The following is a 23,160-nucleotide window of genomic DNA, read 5'->3' as shown; positions in this document are numbered from 1 at the left end:
TTCACAAGGAAATAACACTTATGATAAATGGAGGGGAAATATGAGAAAGAAGCTTATGGCCATTTTACTGAGTATATGCTGTATTTTACTTAATGTTTCACCGGCGTTTGCGCTGGAAGGAACGTGGCACGATCCTTATGGATTAAATGATATTTATGAAATAGAACCTACTGAGCGTTCGCCAAGAAACCCAGTCGCAGGCCAGTCTGTGCGGATACACAGCACCACCTGGCCTGTGGAATCCGGACAAAAGGTTTGGATTTCCTACACCGTAAATGGCATCAAAAAGACAGATGCAGGCGCAGGCTGGTCCTATAACAGCGGGAATAATTCTTACTGGGAGGCGGATTTAGGCTCCTTTGCAAAAGGGGACGTTGTGGAGTATACGGTCCATGCAGACGTAAACGGCACAAACACCAAAACCATCGGTCCCTTTACCTTTCACGTAACTGACTGGGAAAAAGTCAAATCCGTATCTTTAAATTCCTATAATAACGGAACTGTGGTTTTTGACGTGAAGGCTGATACGGGAAATTTCTCCCCTAAGCTGGCCCTTAGCTTTACGGACGAGGAAACGGTGCGTTTCCAGCTTTCACCAAAGGGAGACGGGAAATTTGCTTCCGGTATATCCGGTTACACGGTGACGGAAAATGCCGAAAAAGTGGAAATAAAGACCGGCAAGCTGCGTCTCACCGTCACAAAGAATCCATACGCCTTAGAGGTATACAGTTACGAACACAACAGGGTTTTGACTTCTAACGGCGGAATGGGCAAGGAGATGTCCTGGCTGACTGACGGAAAAGACGTGATCGGCCAGTTCCGGGATGGGTATCTCTCTCCTTCCGACGAGCGCTTCTACGGTTTCGGAGAGCATTATGACGGTGCGGAGAAACGGGGAGAGGTGGTTGAAACCTACATTTACAACCAGTATCAGAACCAGGGAAGCAAGACCTATTTATCGGTCCCCTTTTTCGTGACCAGCAAAGGATACGGAATTTACTTAAATACCACCTGTTATTCCAGGTTCGATATGGCGGCTGCCAATGGGGACCGGTATGTGTTTGAAGCGGACACGGAACAAGTGGATTCGCCCCTTTTGGATTACTATCTGATCAGCGCAAGTACACCTGGGAAAGTGGTGGGGAAATACAACACAATTTCCGGTATGCCCCAGGAACTTCCCAAATGGGCCTTCGGACTTTGGATGTCCGCCAATGAATGGGATACCCAGTCAGAAGCCCTGGAAGCAATGAACCAGTCTAAAAACAACGACATTCCTGCTACGGTTTTAGTGCTGGAACAGTGGAGCGATGAAAACACCTTTTACGTTTGGAATGAAGCTGCCTATACGCCTGTTTCAGGTTCGGCTGCTTTTAGCAACTCGGATTTCACCTATGGATCCAAATGGCCGAATCCAAAGGCCATGACAGACACCCTTCATGAAAATGGCTTAAAACTGGTGCTGTGGCAGATCCCCGTTTTAAAATACACGCCTTACTCCTACGGGCAGAAAGATAATGACGAGGCCTATATGCTCCAGAAGGGATATGCGGTTTCCGACGGTCATAACGGGGCCTACCGCATTCCTGAATCAGGGTGGTTCGGAAACAGTCTGCTGTTGGATTTCACCAACCCCGAAGCAGTAGACTGGTGGATGAACAAGCGCGCTTACCTTTTTGATGATATTAAGATAGACGGCGTAAAAACAGATGGCGGAGAAATGGTTTGGCGTAAGGACACTTCCTTCCATAACGGCGGAACTGACCTTTCCATGCGAAACGCATACCCTAACGCCTACATAAAGGGCTATAACGACTTTGTGAAGAAAAAAACAGGGGAAGGAATCACCTTCAGCCGGTCAGGGACCGCAGGGGTTCAGTCCTCCGGAGCCTTTTGGGCAGGAGATCAGACCTCCAGCTTTTCCGCTTTCCGGGACGCTCTCAGTGCCGGTTTGAGTGCCGGAATTTCAGGAGTACCTTTCTGGAGCTGGGATCTGGCCGGGTTTACGGGAAAATTCCCTTCTGCCGAGCTTTATAAGCGCAGTACCCAAATGGCTGCTTTTGCCCCGATCATGCAGTTCCACTCTGAGAAGTCCAACCCTTCTCCCAGTGAGGAACGCTCTCCCTGGAACGTTCAGAGCCGCACGGGAGACAACAGTATTGTCCCAATGTTCCGCAAATACACCAACACCCGCATGAACTTACTGCCCTATATTTTCAGTGAGGCGCAAAACAGTGCCCATGTTGGAACGCCTATGATGAGGGCCATGTTCTTAGACAATCCGGAGGATTCCAATACCTATGATTTAGAAGAACAGTATATGTTCGGCCGCAGCCTTTTGGTGGCTCCTGTTGTCTGGGAGGGACAGACAGTAAAAAGCGTATACTTACCCGAAGGGGAATGGATCGATTTCTGGCACAACGCTCTGACCCCAGGCGGCATGGCAAAAGACTATTATGCAGATGTGGATTCTATCCCTGTTTACGTTAAGTCCGGCAGCATCCTGCCTCTTAACTTAAACAAAAACTATGAGATGGGCGGTTCCATAGGCAATGATGTGGAAAATTACGAAAACCTTACCTTCCGTATCTACCCCGAAGGGGAAAGCACCTATACCTTATCTCATAGTGACCGGAGTACCATGACCGTCCGGGCAGCCGAGAATTTTGCAGCAGATACTGTAACCGTTGATCTGCCGGCTAGCCAGATTCCAATTACCACCCAGGTCTTTGGAACCAGGCCCGCCAAAGTAAATGTAAACGGTCAGGCATTACAGGAAGTAAATACTCTGGACGGCTTTATAAAGGCCCAGAGCGGATACTACTATAACCAGAATGAAAAGCTTACCTATATCAAAACAGCCTCCGGTGCTGTTAAGAAGATCGAATTAAAGGGCGTAAACAAAGCCCCTTATGAAGCGGAACACGCATCCCTGAACCATGTTTCAACCAACACGGATAAAAGCGGTTATTACGGGGACGGCTTTGTGGACCAGTTTGCGGACAATGGCGACTGGGTGGAATTTGAAGTATATTCAAAAGAAAAACGCACGGCTTCCCTGTCAGTCCGTTACTCCGCCGGAGTGACCGCCGGACAGCGTACCGTAAAGGTCAACGGGGTAAACGCCGGCACTTTGGCCCTTCCCGTTACTTCCGGCTGGAACGCCTGGAATACAGCAGACATTCCCATAAACTTAAACAGAGGCAGAAACACCGTCCGGATCTCCTATGAAAACGGGGATTTTGCCGGTATCAATCTGGACTGTATTCTGGTTAAATAAGGGGGAGCAGCATGAAACAGAAAAAACGTTTTCTATCATTAAGTTTAGTATTTGCCTTATTGTTTACCGCTCTGTGGCCGGCCTCCCAGCCGGCCACGGCCAGGGCGGCTGTATCTGCCTTAGGTGACGTAATTGGCACACAGGTCAACGGAACCACTCTGGTCCTTACCGTGGACAGCGGTTCCTCTCCTTCGGATAAACTGACGCTGGAGGTTTGCGGCGAAGACATCCTGCGGGTAAACTACCAGCCTGACGGAGCCCCTTCCAGTGAGCAGACACCCATGATCGATCCTGATCTTAAATGGGACGCAAGTGCTGCCGTCATTAATACGGCTTCCGATCCCATAACCATAAAAACGGACGAAATGCAGGTTGAAATCAACAAAAAGCCCTGTCGGATGACTGTTAAAAAAGCCGACGGCACAACCCTGTTTTGGGAACCCCAAAGCGGAGGAGTATACCACGATGGCGTTCGCTTTGTCCGTCAGGATTCTTCCAACCTATACGGAATCCACAGCTTTGACTGTTTTGATGAAAACGGCAATCTGCTGCGCAATGACAACACACAGGCAGCCAGGGCAGGCCAGCAGGGCAATTCAGGCGGTCCCTTCCTCTGGTCCACAGCAGGCTATGGTCTGCTGGTAGATTCGGACGGCGGCTACCCTTATACCAATTCCAAAGATAAGAAAATGGAATTTTACTATGGGGGAACACCGGTGGAAGGCCGCAGGTATGAAAAAGATAATGTGGAATATTACATTTTGCTGGGAGAGCCAAAAGAGATTATGAAAGGCTATTCCAAGATTACCGGAACATCTCCCATGCTTCCCAAGTGGGCACAGGGCTTTTCCAATTTTGAGTGGGGGATCAATGAACAGGAAATGATGGAAATGATTGATACCTACCGTGCAAAAAACATTCCCCTGGACAGTTATGCTTTTGACTATGACTGGAAGCTTTACGGACAGGATAACTATGGTGAATTTAAGTGGAATACAGGGAATTTTCCCTCTGCCGGAAGCGGTGCCTTAAAAAAAATCATGGACGCAAAGGGCGTGAAAATGATCGGCATTACCAAGCCGCGGATTGTAACAAAGATTTCCGGCGGCAAAACTACCGCCCAGGGCCAGGATGCGGCCAATAACGGGTATTTCTATCCGGGACACAACGAATACGTGGATTATTTTTATCCTGTTACCGTACGCAGTATTGACCCTTACAAATCCGCTGAACGGACCTGGTGGTGGAACAATTCCATTGATGCATTTAACAAAGGGATCGTGGGATGGTGGAACGATGAAACCGATAAGGTTTCCTCTAATGGGGCAGAGTACTGGTTCGGAAATTATAATACCCTGCATCTTGCCCAGTCTATTTACGAGGGACAGCGGGAATATGCCAAGGATAATGTCCGCGTGTGGCAGACGGGCAGAAACTACTATCCGGGTACCCAGCGCTATGCAACCAGCATATGGTCAGGAGACGTTGCCACCCAGTTTTACAAGGGGGAGCGGGTTTCCTGGGCCGCCGGCTTAAAAGAACAGAAGGCAGCCCTGCTTTCTACCATAAACAACGGACAGCCGAAATGGGGTTCAGACGGCGGAGGCTTTAATCAAAATTCCGGAAACATTGAAAACCCCAGTCCAGAGCTTTATACCCGCTGGCTCCAATTTGAATCCGTTGTGCCTGTTTTCCGGGTTCACGGCAACCTAAACCAACAGCGCCAGCCCTGGTATTACGGCTATACGGCAGAGGAAAATGTAAAATCAGCCATTCATTTACGCTACTCCCTGCTTCCTTATTTCTATTCCTATGAAAGAGAGGCTTATGAAAGCGGTCTGGGCCTGGTGCGCCCGCTGCTGTTTGACTACCCTCAGGACGACAAGGTAAAGGATTACTCCGATGCATGGATGCTGGGAGACTGGCTCCTTACGGCTCCGGTTACAGAACGGGGACAGTCCTGCAAGTGGATTTACCTCCCGGAGGGAAAATGGATCGACTACAACAGGGGAACCGCATATAAGGGCGGACAATATATTCCCTACAGCCTGGATACCAAGTCCTGGTCCGACCTGCCCCTCTTTGTGAAGGAAGGGGCTATTATCCCCTCACAGGATGTAGTTGACTACGTGGGGCAGAAGAAAACAGAACAGGTTTTCGTAGACATATTCCCTTCATCCCAGAAGACAGAGTTCCGGTATTATGACGACGACGGCCTTACCTATGGCTACGAAAATGGAAAGTATTTCTCTCAGACCATATCCGGCCAGGAAAATTCCGGCCAGATTCAGATCGGCATATCAGCCAAATCCGGAAGCTATACAAACGGTGTGGATTACTACTACCTGGCTGTTCATGGCAACGCTGCCGGACAGGTGACGAAAAATGCCTCCCAGTTACAGGAATACGCCGACTTAAATGCCCTTATTGCCGCAAATGGCGGAGGATTTGCAAAATCCAGGGACATTTACGGGGAAGTTACTTATATAAAGACCCAGGCAGGCATGTCAAATGCGGACAAACTGGTTTTATCCGGTAACACGCCAGTCACACTGTCCGATCAGAAATACGAGGCCGAATACGCTTCCCTTTCCGGGAAAACAGTGGCCGACCAGCCCAAGGTTGGCAAGGATCATACAGGATTTTCCGGTACTGGTTTTGTAAACGGTATGGAAAGGTCCCAGGCAGCAGTAACATTTTATGCCAAAGCCGCAAATCCAGGGGATTATGAGGTGACCCTGCGCTGTTCCAACGGCGCAAAGGCCGCAAAGACCGCAAAGACCTTATCCGCATACGTTAACGGCACATACTGCGGCCAGGCGGACATCCCGTCCACCGGAAGCTGGGATACCTGGGGAGATGTGAAAGTACTCCTGCCCCTTACCGCGGGAAGCAACAGCATTACCTTCAAATACGATCCTGATGCAGGGGATACAGGCTTTGTAAATATTGACTATCTGGCAGTTCCCTTTGAGCCGGAACGCATGGTAATAGAAGCGGAAAACTCCCCTCTTTACGGGACTGCAAAGACAAACCAGGATCATTGGTTCTACAGCGGCAGCGGTTTTGTGGATTCCATGGTTTCCCAGAATGCGGAAGTGGCCTTTGAGGTCGATTTAGAGCAGGGCGGAACCTATAAGGCAGATTTCCGCTACAGCAACGGGAACCAGAGCGCGAAGGATTTAAACTTATACGTAAATGGAAACTATGGGGGCAACCTGCAATTTGCCGGTACAGACGGAAACTGGAACAACTGGCAGACCGTAAGCACAGATCTGGCGCTTTCAAAGGGAAGAAACCGAATTTCTCTTCGCTATGACGCAGGCAATTCCGGCAACATCAACCTTGACAAATTGACACTGGCCGCCGCCGCTTCCGGTGCTTATCCGGAAAATCTTTTGGACAACGGCGATTTCGAGCGGCCCGCTTCCTTTACTTCCAACTGGACGGAGTGGCATCCCGGCGGCCAGGCCCTGGCTTATGGTGTTGATTCCGGATCCGGCACAAATCCGCCGGAATCTCCGGTAGAAGGCGAAAAGCGGGCGTATTTTTACAATGCATCCGCTTATGAACAGAGCATTCATCAGGGGCTTAAGGTGGAAAACGGAAGCTATCGGGTGGAAGCCTTTGTGAAGGTGGTAAATACCTCTCCGGGCGTGGGACGCATGGAGATCACAAACTACGGCGGCAATGGGATTTACGTGGATATGCCAAAGTCTGGAAGCGGGTGGCACAAAATAGAGGCCGGCAATGTTCTGGTTACAAACGGTACCATTGACATTGGATTCTATTGTTCTTCCAGCGGCGGAACGACGGTACACATTGACGATGTAAGATTGTATAAAAATTAACAATTATCAGCAGCGGCACATGAGGAAGGTCTTGTGAAAAGACTTCCGATGTGCCGCTGGCATTTTGGACATGAGTGGATGAAAGAAGATTTTGGAGGGTGAAATGGAGAATTTAAATTTGATAAAAGCTGTTATCTTTGATCTGGACGGCGTAATCGTTTCCACGGATGAATACCACTACCTTGCCTGGAAACGTTTGGCTGACGAAACAGGGCTGTATTTTGACAGAAATATAAATTCCGCCCTGCGGGGGGTCAGCCGCTTGGAAAGCTTAAACATTATATTATCCCTCCAGGGCCGCCATGTGCCCGAAAGCGATAAATTACAGCTGACAGATAAGAAAAACGGCTACTATAAAGAGTATCTGGAAAATTTAAGTCCCGCTTCCATCACAGAGGATACGGTAAATGCCTTGTCTGGTCTCCGTAAGAACGGATTCCTGTTAGCCATTGGCTCTTCCAGTAAAAATGCAGGGTTTATACTGAACCGGATCGGCTACGGCACTTTTTTTGATACGATTGTGGATGGCAATGATATCAAACGCTCCAAGCCGGACCCGGAGGTGTTTGAGCTGGCGGCAAAGCGTCTGGGAGTCCTGCCGGAGAACTGTATCGTGGTGGAAGATTCGGAGGCCGGAATTGAAGCGGCTCTCGCCTGCGGCATGAGGACGGCGGCCGTGGGATATGCGGCGGAGACAGGGTGCGGGGATTGGAATTTTGGCAAGCTGTCAGAACTTGCGTTGAAAGTGGTGTAAATGAAGGAAAAGCAATACCAGTGAAAGAGATCTGAAAAATGTCAGGTCTCTTTTTTTGACCACAATTTTGCCACACTATTTTGTTTTGGTATGCTTTTGCCTATAGCCGCCTTTCCATTGGGCACTATACAGATTGGAATTGTAATTTGTCCAGATTTTACCATAAAGCACAAAAATAAAGTTGAATTTTGTATACAGTTACTGAAATTAAAAAAATAGTACAATAAAACCTATTTTATTACCAACTTTGACCGATATATTTCATGAATAACAAAGGGAAAGGCAGGAGTATGAAGCGATCAAGATTAGTAAAGGTAGTAATTGGAATTTTAGCAGTTTTGGTCATTGTTTTTTTTGCCGGATATCTTCTTATCTACAACGCATTAAAGGGTGATAAAATCCAGGTGATGGATTTTGACCAGGAGCTGAATTTAAGAAAACCGGCACAGATAAAAACTGACCCGGCCATTCTGTTTCTGGGAAACAGCATGACCTATTTTAATGATCTTCCAACGGTATTTTTGAATTTAAGCCAGAGCGGAGGATTCGAAGCAGAGGTATATGAATTGACGGAAGGTTCATACCGTCTTGAATATTTTGCGGATGAAACCGATGAAGTTGGGGCACAGGCCTGTGATGCACTAAAGAATTACGATTGGGATTACGTAGTTTTGCAGGAACAAAGCGGCATTTCCACAATACAGGCAGAAGAGAACATGTATCCTGCTGCAAGAACGCTTGACAGTATGATCCGGGAAGCAAACGGAGAATCTGTGTTTCTTATGACATGGGCTTATAAAGAAGGCTTTTCTTTTCCGATATTAGGACTGGAATTTAAAAATACAAGAGAAGAAATGCAGACTCAAATGGCTCAAAATTACATGAACATTGCAGATGAGCTGGATGCATTGCTGGCACCGGCAGGTATCGCATTTATGCGGTGTGCGTCCGATTATCCTGAGATTGAACTCTGGGATGAAGATGAGAATCACCCTTCGCCGGCAGGGACTTATCTGGCGGCATGTGTTTTGTATCAGGTATTGTACGATCAGTCTCCCAGTGAACTTGATTACACCGCCGACTTAGACAGGCAGACAGCTTCAAAGCTTCAGCTGGTTGCGGCCGGCATCCGGTAACGGGATCCTGGGTTCTGGTATATAAAAATATTAAATGGGTTTTGGAGGTTATATGTATGAAAAACAAATGGAATGTAATGATTGAAGGGAAAGAGCATGAGATTATGTTTAAATCCGGTGCCTTTCGCGGAAAAAAGATCGTGGATGGTGTTTCTACGCCTGTAAAGAGTAAAAGCATCTTTATCCGGGTATTTGATGAGCCGATCGAACTGGAGGGAAAAACACTTCATCTTACATCAATCGGTGCCAAAGTGGATCTGGCTGTGGATGATGTATACTTAAACTCAAAAAAACCATATGTTCCCCTTAATGAAATACCTCGCTGGGCTTATATATCCACAGCTGCTATTATCCTAATCGGCTGGTTCCTAAGCGGTCTGTTTGGATTATTAGTTGGTACCATGGGAGGCGTGTTTGTTATTAAAAGATCGATTTCTCCGAATGTCAAAAATCCGATGCCGTCTTGCCTGGGCATATCAGTTCTGTGCGTAGTCATACAGGCCTTATTACTGTTCATGAGTCTTGCGGCAGCGTCAGCTTTATAAGAAATTCGTAAAAACAGGGAATCATTGCCAAAGGCCGCTGCAAGACCAGGTAAGCCATTACCAGGGTGCAGCGGCCTTGTGTTAAAACTTTCCTGTTAGCGGCAGACCAAAAATTGACAGCTTCAAAATGCTGTGCTATAATGATTGCGTTTCAGTAAAGGAGAGAATACTATGAACTTCTATTTGACCAATCAACTTGTAAAGAAACTCAACTCTGTACAATTCATGCCGATGAAACATTGTACAGAGTATAGCGTATAGATGACGCATTAAGATTTCATCGGAAAGCAGGGCAATATTCATACTGATACTGTTGGTATGCTATTGCTTCTTTCCGTGTGTAAATTTAGCGTATAAAAAGGCTATGGACAATGTTTTGTCCGTAGCCTTTTGCTTTTAAAATATCAGTTTTTATATAACTGAAAGGCAGAAGGCAAATACACTTGTGTGTATTGTCTTCTGCCTTTTTGCGTTTTTACACATGGTTGCTTATTTAACAACAAAAAAGAAAGGATTTTGATTAACATGAGCTTACTGGAAATTAACGGATTATCCCATTCTTTTGGAGATAATCTGCTTTACAAAAATGGGGAATTGACCCTTAACAAAGGCGAACATATTGGTATCGTTGGACAGAACGGAACTGGAAAAAGCACTTTGATTAAAATTTGCACCGAGCAGGTGATGCCGGATGCTGGACGAATTATCTGGCAGTCCAATATTTCTGTTGGTTATCTGGATCAATATGCGGAAATAGATCATGGCTTAACCATGAAAGAATTTTTGAAGACAGCCTTTTTAAGACTATATGAGATTGAAAATGAGATGGGTGCATTCTATGAGATGGCCGCAAAGGGGGATATGAAATACTTGGAACGGGCTGCTAAGAGTCAGGAAGAACTTGAAAGACATGATTTCTATTCCATTGATACACATATTGAACAAGTTGCAAACGGATTGGGATTGCTTGCTATTGGTCTTACCCGTCCAATTGAGCAAATGAGCGGAGGCCAGCGTGCAAAAGTAATTTTAGCAAAATTACTTCTGGAAAAACCAGATGTTCTTTTGCTTGATGAACCAACAAACTTTTTGGATAAAGAACACGTTTCATGGCTTGCCGATTATTTATCCAGGTTGGAAAATGCTTTTATGATCGTGTCACATGACTTTGCCTTTTTAGATAAAATCACAAATCGTATTTGTGATATTGATAACGATACCATTACAAAATATTATGGCTCCTATTCAGAGTTTTTGAGAAAGAAAACTCTGTTGCGGGAAGATTATATCAGGCAATATACAACACAACAAAAGGAAATCAAAAAAACAGAGGAGTTTATAAGAAAAAATATTGCCGGGCGGAAGTCCAAAATGGCAAGAGGCCGCCAGAAACAGCTTGACTGCATGGAAAAAATGGAAGCCTTAGAACAGAAGGAAATAAAGCCATATTTTTATTTTCCGGAATTACCGTTGACCAATACAGAGCATTTAGCAGTTAAGCACTTAGCAGTTGGCTATCATTACCCTGTGTTGTCTGATATTGATTTTAGTATAAAAGGCGGACAAAAGGTAGTGATTACCGGGTTTAACGGAATTGGAAAGTCAACGCTGCTAAAAACTCTGGTCGGGCAGATTCCGTCCATGAAAGGGTTCTATAAATACTCCGACCAAGTAACTCTTGGATATTTTGAACAGGATTTGTCATGGCCTGATGAAACAAGAACCCCCATTCAGATTGTTTCAGATGCCTATCCGAATCTGGTAGTAAAAGATGTTAGAAAAAAATTAGCCAGATGTGGTATTTCAAGCAAGCACGCCATGCAACCAATCGGGACATTAAGCGGCGGAGAACAGGCAAAAGTGAAAATGTGCCTGTTGACATTAAGACCATGCAATTTTCTGATTATGGACGAACCGACAAATCACTTAGACGTTCAGGCAAAAGACTCCTTAAAAACAGCCTTGTCGGAATTTCCGGGGACTGTTTTGCTGGTTTCACATGAAGAAGCATTTTATCAGGATTGGGCACAAAGGGTCATTGACATAGAGAAACGGTAAAAATATTTTGAATAACTTCATCTGCCCTGTGGCGGAAAAGAAAAAATCATTTTTAACCTACGGCATTTTGTTTCCAGTTATATGTTCAATTATGTAGTTGAAGCGTTAACAAGAAGCAGCAGTCTTGAATGATAATTTCTAAAGGCTGCTGCTTTTTATATTGCTATCTATACTGTTTAACGCTGCCATTATGCAAAACTATGATATAAGAGCCGGAATGGTAAACTCAGAGAAGTATTATTATGGAACCGTATGTCATTTAAAATGATATTTAATAATTATTTAGTTATACGATTTTAATAATACATAAATAATAAATCATGTTTAAGTAAAGAGACTCAAAAGTATATGATAATCTATAAAAGGATCTTTAAGTTCTTGATGATTCTACTCTGGTATGTAATACGAAAGAAGGAATTCTTGTTATCATTGGTTATTATACATTGTCAGGCAGATTGCAAGCGAAAGCAAGGTATGAAAAAATAAAATCAGAAATCGGGATAGGTAAGTAGAAAGCAATTTGCAGGATTTTTTAAAAATTTACCTTGACGCTTCATAAAAAACGAATTATAATGAGTGCATACTCATTGAGTTGGAGGTCATTAATTGAAATCAAAAAGGCAGCTGCAAAAAGAAAATACCCGAAAAAAAATAATTGAAACAGCATATCAGGTTTATTCTGAACAAGGCTTTTCAGCTACAACGGCTGTTATCGCAAAGGAAGCAGGCGTGTCTCACGGCACAATATTTGTCCACTTTTCATCATTAGATGAATTGCTGTGCTGCCTGATTCAGGATTTTGGTGATGCCTTGGGATCAGAGATACACCGGCTGGCGGAAACAAAAGATAATATTGAGGAGTTGTTAAAGGCCCATTTGGATATATTAGCCCGCCATGAGAAATTTTATATCCGGCTGATCGCTGAAAGGAGTTTATTGCCGGAGGATGGAAGATTAACATTTTCAAATATTCAATCCATTGTTGCCTACCACTTTAACAAGGTATTTGAACGTGAAAACAATACAATGAAGAATCTTCCGGTTCACCTGTTGTTTAATACGTGGATGGGATTGGTTCATTATTATTTGTTAAACAAAGATTTGTTTTCGCCGGATACGCCGGTCTTAGAGCGGTATGGTTCCGAACTTACAGAAACTTTTTTAGAGTTGATTAAAAAATAAAAGGAGGATATAAAATGAAGGTTTGTATTGCTTGCGGTATGCCGATGGCAGAGGCTTCTGAATTCGCCTGCGGTGACACAGCGAAAGACTATTGTGTACACTGCGCCCGCCCTGACGGCTCCATGCAGTCGTTTGAAGAAAAGAAGGTAGGTATGATCAATTTTATCATCAAGACACAGGGGTTTGATGAAAAGGCTGCGGCCCAAATGGCCGAAAGCAGCATGAAAAAGCTTCCTGCATGGCGGGAATATTTCAGTATTTAATCAGGGGAGGTGATTCAATGCAGGTTAGTTCATCGTTTCAAGCCTTTGCAAAGGAAGCTCCTGAGGTACAAAAGGCCTGGATGGAAATGGTTCAAAAACTGGACGGTGCAAGTGCACTTGATAAAAAGACGAAAGAACTTGCTTATCTTGCGGTAATGGCTGCTGTGGGTCTTGAAAGCGGATTGCCGTTCCATGTTAAGATGGCAAAATCCAAAGGGGCAACAAGAGAAGAAATTATAAGCAGTATTCTGGTAGGATTGCCCGCTGTTGGGAATACAATTGTAAAGTCCTTGCCAATAGCCCTGGAAGCATTTGATGAGGAGGGGTGAAATACGGCTGAACATGCCGTATTTCACACACATAAGGCGATCTCCTGGCCGTCTGATTAGAAAAGGATAATAATATGAAAAACGAACTAACAGTAACCAGTCCGGCTTTTGAGAACGGAGCCGTCATACCGATCCAATACACAGGGCGTGGAGAAGATATTTCACCAGAACTGCATCTGTCATCCGTAAATGAAAATGCAAAGTCCCTTGCTATCATAATGGATGATATGGGACACCCCATTCCTGCATATAACCATTGGGTCATCTGGAATATTCCCGTCATGGAGATAATCCCCGAAAACATACCTCACGGACCCTATATTGCAGAGCTGAACGGGGCAACACAGGGACGTGGATACGGGAAAAACAGATACCGCGGGCCGAAACCGCCTTTCAACTGGTCCCACCTTTATCAATTCAATGTATATGCGTTGGACTGTCTGCTGGATCTGCCAGGCAAATCCAGAAAGCGGGATGTATTGGCTGCTATGCAGGGGCATATTTTGCAGGAGGGCTGTTTAGTGGGAAGATTTCGGTAAAACTGCAATAATATTGGAGGTCTCATAATTTCAAAGATAACGTTTTGTCAGGTCCATTTAAATTTTAGAAACATTATCTTGACAATATGACGGAGAAATGCTATATTGTAGACAAGTTAATAGTGAGTGTTACTGACTCGATCAGGCATCATCAAATACAAATATCCGCATAATAAGGGATATCAGTATTTGGTGATTTTTTTTATCCTATTTTTAGATGATTTTTAACTGAAACTGATTTAAAAGGAAAAATTTAAACGAGAAAGGAGGTGTTTTATGTTCGAGTTTGTTAAAACACTGAATAATAACATTGTACTTGCCTACGACGAGAATCATAACGAAGTCGTGCTGTTTGGAACCGGAATCGGGTTCAACCGGAGAAAGGGAGATATGGTTTCAGAATCTTCTGTCAGTAAGCTTTTCATCAATGACAGCAATAAACGTCTGGCTCCCATGGTTCAGAACCTTTCGGAAGACATTGTTTCCGCCACGGAAGAAATCATTCAATATGGCTCCAGGATATTGGAAAAGCAGCTTCATGCCTCTATCCTGATCATACTTGCCGATCATCTGTATTTTGCTGTTGAGCGGGCGAAAAAAGGTCAGAATGTGAATAATCCGCTGCAATGGGAAGTTCCCCACTTATATCCAAGGGAATATGAAATCGGAGTAAAGGGGGTGAACATAATTGAGGAACGTCTTCAGGTAAAACTGCCGCCACAAGAGGCATCCTTTATTGCCCTTCATTTTGTAAATGCACAATTTGAAAGTCAGGATATGAGTGATACCTTAAAGATCACAGAAATCATCAGCCGGATCCTGGATATTGTCAGCTACCATTTTCAATTAATATTGGATGAAAATTCATTATACTACTCCAGGTTTATTGTACATCTGCGGTATTTTATCATACGTCAGGAAACTCATATGAAGGACACAATCGGATTAAACGACGAAGATTTACTGGAAACGGTAAAGACCCGTTATAAAAAAAGCTACCAGTGTGCAATAAAGATTGCAAAATATTTGTTTGACGCCTATTCCTGGGAGGTTTCCAAGGATGAAATCATTTATTTACTGCTTCACATCGAAAGAATAACAAATATCACAAACAAGTGATTAAAACAAGAGTGTTACTATTCAATTAGGCATTGTCTGCGAACCAGGGTTTATTTTAACCAAATCAAGTAGGTGCGCTGATTGCGAATATCTGCTTGACCACTAAAAATTAAATGAATAGGAGACTTTGTGTATGGAACATTTCAAGTTAGCTCAGGAAATTATCCGGTATTGCGGCGGAAAGGATAATATTACCCAGGCATGGAACTGCATTACCAGACTGCGTTTTCACTTAAAGGACAGGGAAAAGGCAGATGTGAAGGCCATACAGGCTTTAACCGGTGTCTTAGGGGCCCAGTTTCAGGGGGATCAGTTTCAGGTGATCATTGGAAATGAGGTATTAAAGGTATTTGAAGGGGTTAAGAAAGAGCTGGGAGATCTTGTGGTTTCTTCGGAAGAAAAGCCCGGGAAGGATAAAAAAAGGGAAAATCCAATCAACGTTGTTTTCGGCGTGATTTCAGGCATCTTCAACCCCATTTTACCTGCAATAACAGGGGCCGGTATTATAAAAGGGATCCTGGCTCTGTTGATATTTCTTAAAATGCTGAATCCGGAGTCAGATAATTATTTTGTTTTAGATATGATCTCCAATGCCACCTTTTACTTCCTGCCTTTTCTGGTTGCTTTTTCAGCGGGAAAGAAATTCGGGGTAAATGAACATCTGTCTGCCACCCTTGCCGGAATCATCATGTATCCTGCATTTGTGAATCTAAGCGGGCAGGGGATCAGTACGGTGAAATTCCTGTTTTTAAATATTCCTGTAATGGATTACAATTCCACGGTGATCCCAATTATTCTGGGAGTATTGCTGCTAAGTATTGTATACAAATTCATAGACCGTTTTGTACCCGGCTTTTTAAAGCTGATCGTGACGCCTGTAGCTTCCCTTCTGATAACAGCCCCTGTGGTTCTTGTATTCATCGCTCCTTTGGGAAGCTATGTCGGCAAATATGTGGCGGCCTTTTTCATTTCCCTGTTTGGAGTTGCGGGACCTGTGGCCGGCTTACTGATGGGAGGGCTTATGTCGGTCATCGTTATAACCGGCATGCATTATGCATTTTTTCCTTCCACCTTTGATGGACTGGGCGGTGTTGGCTACGATATTTTACTGCTTCCCATGAGCATTGTAAGCAATATGGCCCAGTGCGGCGCCGTACTGGGAGCGGCCTTCAAAATAAAGGACAAAAAAATGAAATCCATTGCATTTTCCAGTGCGCTTTCCGCTTTGTTCGGCATTACGGAGCCGGCCATATATGGGGTGAACTTAAAATATAAAAAACCCTTCTATGCCGCATTGTCAGGCGGAGCGGTGGGAGGAGCCATTTACGGCATCTTTCAGGTTAAGGCCTATGCGTTCAGCATTCCGGGAATTACCGCTCTGCCTACTTATTTAAAAGAAGGGGAAGTAAATAACTTTATCCTGGCCTGTGTCGGTGTTTTTGCTGCCTTTTTAACTGCATTTCTCATGACCATTGTTCTTCCGCTGGAGGAAAAAGAGAAGACAAAGAGCAAAGATAAGGAGGCTGAAGCAGTCAGCCAGAACCAGGAAGGGCACATCGCAAAAATACTGGTTGCCGCTCCAATGACGGGAAAGGCAGTGGGACTTGCCCAGGTTCCTGATAAGATGTTTGCGGAGGGCATCCTTGGAAAGGGGATCGCGATCATACCGGATGAGGGAACAGTGAGAGCACCCTTTCAGGGACAGGTAAAAATGATTGCACCTACAAAGCATGCCATCGGCCTGATTTCCGACAGAGGGGTAAATGTGGTGATCCATATCGGGATCGATACCGTGAATCTCCAGGGAAAGGGTTTTGAAATCCTTGTGAAGGAAGACCAGTGGGTGGACCAGGGAGAACCTTTGATAAAGGTGGATCTGGAACTGATTAAAAAGAACCACTTAAATCCCATCACCCCCATGATTGTTACAAACTCAGATGAATATGTGAATGTGCTGGATCTTCCTATGGACAAGGCACAGGCGGGAACCAGTGAAGTTTTAATTGTATTCCAGTAATATTTCGATAAAAATAAGCAATTTATACTATTAAAAATATTCAGAAAAAGGAGAATAATTATGAACCAGGAAGTAAAATACGGATTTCCAGAGGGCTTTTTATGGGGAGGGGCGACTGCTGCCAACCAGATCGAGGGAGCTTATGAGGAAGATGGAAAAGGAATGTCCACATCGGATTATGCCGCTTATAAAGATCCCTATGCAACGGGAGAAGTGAATAATTTCACCTTTAATGTGACCTCAAAGGAGCTGGAAGAATACCGGACTAACGAGGAAAAATATAAATTTCCAAAGCGATGGGGAATCGATTTTTACCATCGTTATGCAGAGGATATCGCATTGTTTGCGGAAATGGGATTTAAGGTGTTCCGGTTCTCTATTTCCTGGGTAAGGATTTTTCCAACAGGTCTGGAAACAGAGCCAAATGAAGCCGGATTTGCTTTTTATGATAAGGTGATCGCCGAGCTGAAAAAGTATAATATTGAACCTCTCATTACATTATCTCATTATGAGATGCCCATAGTTCTGTCAGAAAAGTACAACGGCTGGCAGAGCCGGGAGCTGATTCCGTGTTTTGTACGGTTTGCAGCCGCATGCTTTAACCGTTATAAGGATGATGTAAAGTACTGGATCACATTTAACGAAATGAATATGAACTTAAACAGCCTTTACACCGGGGCAGGAAGCTTCCCGGACAAGGTGGATCACTTAGAAGAGGCGGCTTACCAGGCATCACATTATCAGTTTGTGGCCAGTTCCCTGGCAGTAAAGGCTGGAAAGGAAATCATGACTGATGCAAAAATCGGCTGCATGATCAACCGGATTGAGTCCTATGCAAAGACCTGCAAGCCGGAGGATCAGTTACAGGCATTAAAGGCTGATCAGATCAACCTCTTTTATCCAGAGGTACAGGCAAGAGGAGAATATCCTTCCTACATGTTACGGTATTTCAAAGAAAAGAACATAAAGCTGGAAACAGAACCGGAAGATTTTCAGATCATCAGGGATTATACGGTGGATTTCATCGCATTCAGCTATTACATGACCCATGTTACGGAAGACAGACCGGATGCAAATGAACTGGCCGGAAAACTGGACAGTCCGATCAAGAATCCTTATTTAAAGCTGACAGAGTGGGGGTGGCCCATTGACCCCATTGGACTTCGCATTACACTGAATAAAATGTATGACCGTTATAAAAAGCCTCTTTTCCTGGTTGAAAATGGACTGGGAGCCAGGGACAAGGTGGAGGCAGATGGAAGCATTCATGATGATTACCGGATTGACTACATCCGTGAGCACATAAAGCAGATGAAGGAGGCGGTAACAGACGGCGTAGATTTGATGGGTTATACTACGTGGGGCTGCATCGATCTGATCAGCTGCGGCACATCGGAAATGACAAAACGGTATGGTTTCATCTATGTGGATCAGGATGATGAGGGAAATGGTACGTTAAACCGGTCCAGAAAGGATTCCTTCCACTGGTATAAGAAGGTCATAGAAACCAATGGGGAAGAGCTGTAAGATAAAGGAAATGTATCAGGCTATGCTTAAGATATTAAAAGCGGCTTACTTAGGACTTAAAAAAAGAAGGTCCTGAAAGACAGTATAGAATAAATATAGAAAGAATGGCGCAGCGGGAAGGCTGGGCCATTCTTTCTATATTTATGTTCATGATCAGTCAGCTAAATCGTATGTTTCTATGTTCTCAAAATCTAAGGTGACAATAGCTGATTCAAAAGCAATTTCATAGAGAATTAAGTAATCTCCAGCTTGTTCTATCATATCTTTGTAGCCGGGAATTTTTTTTATGAAATGCTCTGCTGCGTCAAATACAGTGCTGCTGCTTTTTTTTACCGTACCTTTCGCCTTAATATGCTCATTGCCTGCGTGGGGAATGGTTGTAAATGCTACCTTGTTATTGGCTTCCAATTCCTTGACTTTCTCATTATCCCCAAAAGTGGTAAAGAGCATCACTTTGGCGGCTTCGTCAAAGCAGAAATTTACAATCCTCACATTGGGCTGGCCGTCAGTACAAGTAGCCAAAGCAATTTCGGTTTGTGCGTTGATCAGTCGGTTAAATTCTCGTTTTGTATTCATGGTTAAATTCTCCTTTGCTTTATTTATTACTATGTTTGCAGTATAATACATAATGGTGTCATTTAGTGGAACCATTTAATCAGAAAGAGGAAAAAATCATGAAAAAATCAGAGCGGCTAAATGATATGATGATATATTTAAATGATAAAAAGTTTTTCAGTCTCAAAAGCATAATGGACAGATATTCTATCTCCAAAAGTACAGCACTTCGGGATATTCAGTCCTTAGAAGAAATCGGCATGCCGATTTACTCTAAGTCTGGACGGAACGGATGCTATGGTATACTTCCCAATCGGCTATTATCCCCTATTGTCTTTACGATTGACGAGGTCCACGCGTTGTATTTTTCCATGCAAACGCTTAACGCCTATCAATCGACACCTTTTCATTTGAATGTCCAAAAGCTAAAGCAAAAATTTGAAGGGTGTATATCAGAAGAACGAATAAAAAAGCTGCGGAAAATGGAATTGATTTTTAGCCTGGGGAGTTACAAAAACAAGAGTGAATGTAACTGCCTGCAGGATATTCTGCACATGGCAGTGGATGAAAACGTGTGTGAAGTCCACTATACAAAGGGAGAACTGGAGAAGCAGTATTACGTTCAGTTCTTTGATATTACCTCTGCTTATGGACAGTGGTATGCAACGGCGTATAATTTTAAAACAAAAAAGCCGCAAGTGTTCCGCTGTGATAAAATTCATGTTGTACAGCCTTGCGATAAGTATATAGCAAAGCCGCTTTCTGAATTTCTCATTTCCCCTAAAGAGATGTTTCGGGATAATGACTCCATTGACTTTGAGGTGGGTATTTCTGTCAAAGGCGTGGATGTATTCTATAAAGAGCATTATCCATCAATGGAGCTGTATCAGGAAGACGGGAAATATTATGTAAGAGGTTTTTATAACAAAGGGGAAGAACAGTTTATCGCCAATTATTTCACTATTTACGGTGAAATGATTTTCTCGATCAGGCCGGCCAGCTTGAAAAACCTGATTCTTGACCGGTTAGATACAATAAAAAATCATTTCATTTCAATATGACAGTTAAACAAGGTATCGGTCCAGCAGGGCGATACCTTGTTTTTAATACTTCTTACACGGTGTGTCCATAAAAGGCCCCCTGAATAAGCCCTTTTATTCCTTTAATGAACAAATTACTTTAATTAATAATGTAATACTATTACATTTAAAACTAATTTTTAAAATATATTGTAAAATGATTACATATATGCTATAATACTAAATATAAGTGCTTATACTATAAAAAACCATACACATTGCCTATGGAGTGAAAAAGCATAAGGCAGGAAAAAGGAGGTAAAACATGCAGGGAGTTTCTTTGCTGGTTGTTATTGGATTGATTCTGTATACCGTGATTGCTGTGGTTGATCAGATTTCTATTCAATGCGGATTGTATACCCCGTTGTTCGCAGCTGTGATTACCGGGGCATTATTGGGGGATTTGCCAACAGGCCTGATCGTTGGTGCGACATTGCAGCTCATGACATTGGGAGTTGCTACTTATGGAGGCGCCACGGTTCCGGACTATTTATCAGGAGCGATTATGGGTACCGCTTATGCCATTATTTCGGGTCAGGGAGCAGAATACGGAATCGGTCTGGCTATTCCCATCGGATTGCTGCTGACCCAGATGGACATTCTGGGAAGGATGACCAACTCATTCTTCCAGCATTACGCAGACCGCTGTGCAGAGAATGGGGATTACAAAGGAGTGGAGCGTGCAAATCTGCTGGGATTGCTGCCCTGGGTCCTTTCAAGAGTGATTCCGGTTGCATTGGGACTGTGTTTTGGAGAAGCTGTGGTAAATGGGGTAAATGCTATTATCCCGGCCTGGTTCATGACAGGTCTTAAAACCGCAGGCGCCATTCTTCCTGCAATGGGTATGGCCATACTGATGCGTTATCTGCCCATTAAAAAATATTATCCATATTTTATCATCGGATTCGTGCTGATTGCCTTTGGAGGCGCTACTTTTACTGTTATGGCTGCCGCATTGATCGGCTTTGCACTGGCTGCTCTTCATCTTACAAGAGTAAGGGACCGGGTAGCAGTGGCGACTATGGATGAAGAGGAGGTAGAAATCGATGGCTGACAAAAACCAGACAGGAATCGGGAAATTAGAAAAAAGCGATATCAAAAAAGTATATCTGCGTAATCTGTTTACTATACAGTTTGGCTGGAATTATGAAAAGATGCAGGGGCTTGGATATGCCTATGTCATCATGCCGGTTTTAAAGCGGCTGTATTCCGGAGATCCGGAGAAGATGAAACGGGCACTGAAGATGCACCTGGGCTATTTTAACACAACGCCGGCAATGTCTCATCTGATCGTGGGTGCCGATATGGCGCTGGAGGAAGAACTGGGAATTGAGGCGGAGGAGGCCATTACCGGTTTAAAGACCGGACTTATGGGACCCTTTGCAGGAGTCGGTGATACGTTGTTCATCGCCATCTACCGGGCTATCGTGTTCTCCATTGCGTCTTATATCGCCATGCAGGGAAATCCTGTGGGGCTTATTATCCCCCTCATTGCTTGTGCCGGAGTATTATGGATAAGGTATAAATTCACCTGCATTGGTTATCAGTCCGGGCGAAAGCTTGCAACCGGGTTTGCAGATAAAATTTCTCCTATTACAGAGGCGGCCAGCATCCTGGGACTGACTGTGGTAGGGGCACTGATCCCTTCTGTAATCAAATACCGTACGGATCTGCAGTTTACCATGGGAGAAGTGACCTTTGCCCTTCAGGATATGCTGGACAAAATCATGCCATCCCTGCTTCCCCTTGCCATCGTAGGGTTTTCCTACTGGCTTCTGGGAAAGAAAAAGGTGGATTCTACAAAATTAATTTTTGTTCTCATCGGTTTGGGCATGATACTTGGTAATCTGCAGTCCATGCTTACCTTTGTGGTTGGTATATTTTAACCGAATCAAGGCACGCTGTGATCAAGCAGCAAAGCGGATTGTGAATACCCGTTTGAAAAAATGGAAGTTGAAACAGGAAAGGAAATAGTGGTATGATTGGAATCATAGTAACCGGTCATGGTGAATTTGCCTCCGGTTTGACCAGCGGGTTAAAGCTGCTGGCCGGAGAGACGGAATGTTATGAAGCTGTTGATTTTAAAGCGGAGGATTCCACGGAACTTCTGACAGAAAATCTGAAGGAAGCGATCATGAGACTTAAGGACTGTGAAGCTGTGGCAGTGCTTGCAGATCTGACGGGAGGCTCCCCCTTTAATATGGCTTCCAGACTGAAAATGTCCGGTATCCATGAAAATATGGAGGTGGTCGGAGGCATCAGCCTTCCACTGGTCCTTCATGCCTACATGTCCAGAGCGATGATTTCGGATATCCGGGAGCTTTTGGATGCCTCCCTGGAGATGGGAAAACAGCATATGATGTATTTTCAAACATCAGATGAAGCATGTGAACTGGAAGAATAGGGAGAAAAAAGGAGGAAGATCCATGGCAATTGTGCATGCAAGAGTAGATGAAAGACTGATCCATGGTCAGGTGGCTATGGTTTGGACCAATACCGTAGGAGCGTCCCGCATCATTGTGGCAAACGATGAAGCAGTAAAGGATGAACTGATCATTGCAGGCCTTAAGATGGCAAAACCGGCAGGAGTAAAGCTTTCCATTCTGTCTATTAAACGGGCTGCTGAAAAATTTGCAGAAAAGGCCTACGAAGAGGATAAGGTATTTCTAATAACAAAAAACGTGGCGGATATGGCAGCGCTGATCCGTTCCGAAGTTCCGATCAAGGCTTTTAATGTGGGAAATGTGGCAAAAAGAGAAGGAAGCAGACCCATTAAAAAGTCAGTGAATCTGACGGAAGATGATGAAAAGGATATCCGGGAAATGATACAGCTTGGAGTAAGTGTAACGGCTCAGATGCTGCCCAATGAATCGGACCAGTCCATAGTAAATATGCTGTAAAATAAACGGATGCAGGAGGAGGCGGA

Annotated in this window: 19 protein-coding genes; 18 read left to right on the top strand and 1 reads right to left on the bottom strand. The window is 44.1% G+C overall.

Annotated features, from left to right (window positions below; all coding sequences use genetic code 11):
- Positions 1-40: 40 nt before the first annotated feature.
- The 13 genes from ABFV83_RS11315 (at position 41) to ABFV83_RS11255 (ending at position 18,600) form a co-directional block, all read left to right on the top strand.
- Positions 41-3,280 carry a TIM-barrel domain-containing protein gene (locus tag ABFV83_RS11315; protein ID WP_349943896.1) on the top strand — a complete coding sequence of 1,080 codons (3,240 nt, stop codon included), beginning with the start codon at positions 41-43 and terminating at the stop codon, positions 3,278-3,280.
- A gap of 11 nt (positions 3,281-3,291) precedes the next feature.
- Entirely contained in the window at positions 3,292-7,131 is a 3,840-nt protein-coding gene (locus ABFV83_RS11310; RefSeq protein WP_349943894.1) for a TIM-barrel domain-containing protein, read from the top strand.
- A gap of 103 nt (positions 7,132-7,234) precedes the next feature.
- Positions 7,235-7,885, top strand: a complete 651-nt coding sequence (gene pgmB / locus ABFV83_RS11305; protein ID WP_349943893.1) for a beta-phosphoglucomutase — start codon at positions 7,235-7,237, stop codon at positions 7,883-7,885.
- A 290-nt stretch (positions 7,886-8,175) separates the two neighbouring features.
- Complete coding sequence (locus ABFV83_RS11300) at positions 8,176-9,021, top strand: DUF4886 domain-containing protein (protein ID WP_349943891.1); 846 nt, start codon at positions 8,176-8,178, stop codon at positions 9,019-9,021.
- Positions 9,022-9,077: 56 nt separating this feature from the next.
- Positions 9,078-9,566: a hypothetical protein gene (locus ABFV83_RS11295; RefSeq protein ID WP_349943890.1), complete on the top strand. Its 489-nt coding sequence runs from the start codon at positions 9,078-9,080 to the stop codon at positions 9,564-9,566.
- Between the two features lie 525 nt (positions 9,567-10,091).
- Positions 10,092-11,624, top strand: a complete 1,533-nt coding sequence (locus ABFV83_RS11290; RefSeq protein WP_349943889.1) for an ABC-F family ATP-binding cassette domain-containing protein — start codon at positions 10,092-10,094, stop codon at positions 11,622-11,624.
- Between the two features lie 606 nt (positions 11,625-12,230).
- Positions 12,231-12,806 (top strand): TetR/AcrR family transcriptional regulator, encoded by a 576-nt coding sequence (locus ABFV83_RS11285; protein WP_349943887.1) that lies wholly within the window; start codon positions 12,231-12,233, stop codon positions 12,804-12,806.
- Positions 12,807-12,820: 14 nt separating this feature from the next.
- Complete coding sequence (locus ABFV83_RS11280) at positions 12,821-13,069, top strand: zinc ribbon domain-containing protein (protein ID WP_349943886.1); 249 nt, start codon at positions 12,821-12,823, stop codon at positions 13,067-13,069.
- Between the two features lie 17 nt (positions 13,070-13,086).
- The gene (locus ABFV83_RS11275) at positions 13,087-13,398 is read left to right on the top strand and encodes a carboxymuconolactone decarboxylase family protein (protein WP_349943884.1); all 312 of its coding nucleotides are present in this window, start codon (positions 13,087-13,089) and stop codon (positions 13,396-13,398) included.
- Between the two features lie 74 nt (positions 13,399-13,472).
- Positions 13,473-13,937: a YbhB/YbcL family Raf kinase inhibitor-like protein gene (locus ABFV83_RS11270; protein WP_349943883.1), complete on the top strand. Its 465-nt coding sequence runs from the start codon at positions 13,473-13,475 to the stop codon at positions 13,935-13,937.
- 276 nt (positions 13,938-14,213) lie between these two features.
- Positions 14,214-15,056, top strand: coding sequence for a BglG family transcription antiterminator LicT (gene licT / locus ABFV83_RS11265; protein ID WP_349943881.1), 843 nt, complete (start codon positions 14,214-14,216; stop codon positions 15,054-15,056).
- A 133-nt stretch (positions 15,057-15,189) separates the two neighbouring features.
- Positions 15,190-17,073, top strand: a complete 1,884-nt coding sequence (locus ABFV83_RS11260) for a beta-glucoside-specific PTS transporter subunit IIABC (RefSeq protein ID WP_349943880.1) — start codon at positions 15,190-15,192, stop codon at positions 17,071-17,073.
- A gap of 60 nt (positions 17,074-17,133) precedes the next feature.
- On the top strand, positions 17,134-18,600 hold the full coding sequence (locus tag ABFV83_RS11255) for a family 1 glycosylhydrolase (protein ID WP_349943879.1): 1,467 nt from the start codon (positions 17,134-17,136) through the stop codon (positions 18,598-18,600).
- A 153-nt stretch (positions 18,601-18,753) separates the two neighbouring features.
- Here ABFV83_RS11255 and ABFV83_RS11250 read toward each other — a convergent pair whose 3' ends face one another.
- Positions 18,754-19,176 (bottom strand): pyridoxamine 5'-phosphate oxidase family protein, encoded by a 423-nt coding sequence (locus tag ABFV83_RS11250; protein WP_349943877.1) that lies wholly within the window; start codon positions 19,174-19,176, stop codon positions 18,754-18,756.
- Positions 19,177-19,274: 98 nt separating this feature from the next.
- Here ABFV83_RS11250 and ABFV83_RS11245 point away from each other — a divergent pair, with 98 nt between their 5' ends.
- From ABFV83_RS11245 to ABFV83_RS11225, 5 genes are all read left to right on the top strand, one after another.
- Positions 19,275-20,216, top strand: a complete 942-nt coding sequence (locus tag ABFV83_RS11245; RefSeq protein WP_349943875.1) for a YafY family protein — start codon at positions 19,275-19,277, stop codon at positions 20,214-20,216.
- A 283-nt stretch (positions 20,217-20,499) separates the two neighbouring features.
- On the top strand, positions 20,500-21,288 hold the full coding sequence (locus ABFV83_RS11240; RefSeq protein ID WP_349943874.1) for a PTS sugar transporter subunit IIC: 789 nt from the start codon (positions 20,500-20,502) through the stop codon (positions 21,286-21,288).
- The gene (locus ABFV83_RS11235; protein WP_349943872.1) at positions 21,281-22,120 is read left to right on the top strand and encodes a PTS system mannose/fructose/sorbose family transporter subunit IID; all 840 of its coding nucleotides are present in this window, start codon (positions 21,281-21,283) and stop codon (positions 22,118-22,120) included. The genes ABFV83_RS11240 and ABFV83_RS11235 overlap by 8 nt, the downstream gene beginning before the upstream one ends.
- Positions 22,121-22,212: 92 nt before the next feature.
- Positions 22,213-22,638: a PTS sugar transporter subunit IIA gene (locus ABFV83_RS11230; protein WP_349943871.1), complete on the top strand. Its 426-nt coding sequence runs from the start codon at positions 22,213-22,215 to the stop codon at positions 22,636-22,638.
- Between the two features lie 22 nt (positions 22,639-22,660).
- Positions 22,661-23,134 carry a PTS sugar transporter subunit IIB gene (locus ABFV83_RS11225; RefSeq protein ID WP_349943870.1) on the top strand — a complete coding sequence of 158 codons (474 nt, stop codon included), beginning with the start codon at positions 22,661-22,663 and terminating at the stop codon, positions 23,132-23,134.
- Positions 23,135-23,160 lie beyond the last annotated feature (26 nt).

The sequence above is a fragment of the Lacrimispora sp. BS-2 genome (assembly GCF_040207125.1).
In the GTDB taxonomy this organism is placed as follows: domain Bacteria; phylum Bacillota; class Clostridia; order Lachnospirales; family Lachnospiraceae; genus Lacrimispora.
The sequence above is the reverse complement of the archived record's forward strand: the minus strand, read 5'-3'. Positions and strand labels throughout refer to the sequence as shown.

What these genes read in the sequence shown, in the direction of transcription:
- ABFV83_RS11310 (WP_349943894.1), top strand. Translation starts at nt 3,292, where the DNA reads ATGAAACAGAAAAAACGTTTTCTATCATTAAGTTTAGTATTTGCCTTA.
- pgmB (WP_349943893.1), top strand. Translation starts at nt 7,235, where the DNA reads ATGGAGAATTTAAATTTGATAAAAGCTGTTATCTTTGATCTGGACGGC.
- ABFV83_RS11250 (WP_349943877.1), bottom strand. Translation starts at nt 19,176, where the DNA reads ATGAATACAAAACGAGAATTTAACCGACTGATCAACGCACAAACCGAA.
- ABFV83_RS11275 (WP_349943884.1), top strand. Translation starts at nt 13,087, where the DNA reads ATGCAGGTTAGTTCATCGTTTCAAGCCTTTGCAAAGGAAGCTCCTGAG.
- ABFV83_RS11280 (WP_349943886.1), top strand. Translation starts at nt 12,821, where the DNA reads ATGAAGGTTTGTATTGCTTGCGGTATGCCGATGGCAGAGGCTTCTGAA.
- ABFV83_RS11240 (WP_349943874.1), top strand. Translation starts at nt 20,500, where the DNA reads ATGCAGGGAGTTTCTTTGCTGGTTGTTATTGGATTGATTCTGTATACC.
- ABFV83_RS11225 (WP_349943870.1), top strand. Translation starts at nt 22,661, where the DNA reads ATGGCAATTGTGCATGCAAGAGTAGATGAAAGACTGATCCATGGTCAG.
- ABFV83_RS11230 (WP_349943871.1), top strand. Translation starts at nt 22,213, where the DNA reads ATGATTGGAATCATAGTAACCGGTCATGGTGAATTTGCCTCCGGTTTG.
- ABFV83_RS11270 (WP_349943883.1), top strand. Translation starts at nt 13,473, where the DNA reads ATGAAAAACGAACTAACAGTAACCAGTCCGGCTTTTGAGAACGGAGCC.
- licT (WP_349943881.1), top strand. Translation starts at nt 14,214, where the DNA reads ATGTTCGAGTTTGTTAAAACACTGAATAATAACATTGTACTTGCCTAC.
- ABFV83_RS11300 (WP_349943891.1), top strand. Translation starts at nt 8,176, where the DNA reads ATGAAGCGATCAAGATTAGTAAAGGTAGTAATTGGAATTTTAGCAGTT.
- ABFV83_RS11260 (WP_349943880.1), top strand. Translation starts at nt 15,190, where the DNA reads ATGGAACATTTCAAGTTAGCTCAGGAAATTATCCGGTATTGCGGCGGA.
- ABFV83_RS11245 (WP_349943875.1), top strand. Translation starts at nt 19,275, where the DNA reads ATGAAAAAATCAGAGCGGCTAAATGATATGATGATATATTTAAATGAT.
- ABFV83_RS11290 (WP_349943889.1), top strand. Translation starts at nt 10,092, where the DNA reads ATGAGCTTACTGGAAATTAACGGATTATCCCATTCTTTTGGAGATAAT.
- ABFV83_RS11255 (WP_349943879.1), top strand. Translation starts at nt 17,134, where the DNA reads ATGAACCAGGAAGTAAAATACGGATTTCCAGAGGGCTTTTTATGGGGA.
- ABFV83_RS11235 (WP_349943872.1), top strand. Translation starts at nt 21,281, where the DNA reads ATGGCTGACAAAAACCAGACAGGAATCGGGAAATTAGAAAAAAGCGAT.
- ABFV83_RS11295 (WP_349943890.1), top strand. Translation starts at nt 9,078, where the DNA reads ATGAAAAACAAATGGAATGTAATGATTGAAGGGAAAGAGCATGAGATT.
- ABFV83_RS11315 (WP_349943896.1), top strand. Translation starts at nt 41, where the DNA reads ATGAGAAAGAAGCTTATGGCCATTTTACTGAGTATATGCTGTATTTTA.